At 65.7% G+C, this 875-nt stretch carries 2 protein-coding genes; both read right to left on the bottom strand.

Annotated features, from left to right (window positions below):
* Positions 1-379: L,D-transpeptidase (locus ACLD7X_RS17205; RefSeq protein ID WP_411424911.1), on the bottom strand; the 379-nt coding region annotated here is incomplete at its 3' end.
* A 35-nt stretch (positions 380-414) separates the two neighbouring features.
* The coding region (locus ACLD7X_RS17200; protein WP_411424910.1) for a L,D-transpeptidase at positions 415-875 on the bottom strand (461 nt) is incomplete at its 5' end.

Genomic DNA, 875 nt, shown 5'->3' with positions numbered 1-875 from the left:
GCTGCCACTTCACCAGCTTCGGATATTCGGCGATGTGCTCCGGCGTCGGCGTCCAGGTCGGCCACTTCTCCATGCGGCCGATGGTGGCGCCGCCCGACCATGTGCGCCCGGCCTTGCCGACCGACGCGCCGTAGCGGATCGCCTTGCCGTTGCCGAGCACGAAATAGAGGAAGCGCTTGCGCGGGTCCACGATGATGCTGCCCGGCGGCTCCGCGGTTTCATAATCGATTTCGCGGCGGCGGTACTTGTATTCGATCTTGCGCTCGTCGGCAGCACTGACGGGGAAGGGCTCGCCCTCCTGCGCTCGCGCAGACATCAACGGCAGGCCTGCGGACGCAGCGAGAGAGGCAAGGAGAAGGCGGCGTCGCGTGATCGGCATGGGGAGCAGGTCTCCGGCGGATTGGTTGTTTATTTTCAGGTGACAAGCACTTCGGTGCCGATCTCCACGCGCTCATAGAGATGGACGACGTCGACGTTGAGCATGCGCAGGCAGCCGGACGTCACCCTGCGGCCGATGCCCTTCGGCTTGTTGGTGCCGTGGATGCGGTAAAGCGTATCGATCTTGCCCTGATAGAGATAGAGCGCCCTGGCGCCCATGGGATTCTCCCGCCCGCCCGGCATGCCGTCCTTGCGGAACTTCTCGAGCTTGGGCCAGCGCGCGACGTGTTCGGTCGTCGGCCGCCAGACCGGCCATTCCGCCTTGCGCCGGACCACCGCACGGCCGGTCCAGGTCTTGCCGTCATCGCCCACGCCCACGCCATAGCGCATGGCGCGGCCCTGCCCCAGCACGTGATAGAGAAAACGCTTTTGCGTATCGACGACGATGGTGCCCGGCGCCTCGGAGGTTTCGAAATCCACTTCCCGGCGGCGGAACC

Source organism: Aphanothece microscopica RSMan92, assembly GCF_046613545.2.
In the GTDB taxonomy this organism is placed as follows: domain Bacteria; phylum Cyanobacteriota; class Cyanobacteriia; order PCC-6307; family Cyanobiaceae; genus NIES-981.
Note: the sequence above shows the minus strand (reverse complement) of the source record. Positions and strands in the feature narration are given on the sequence as shown.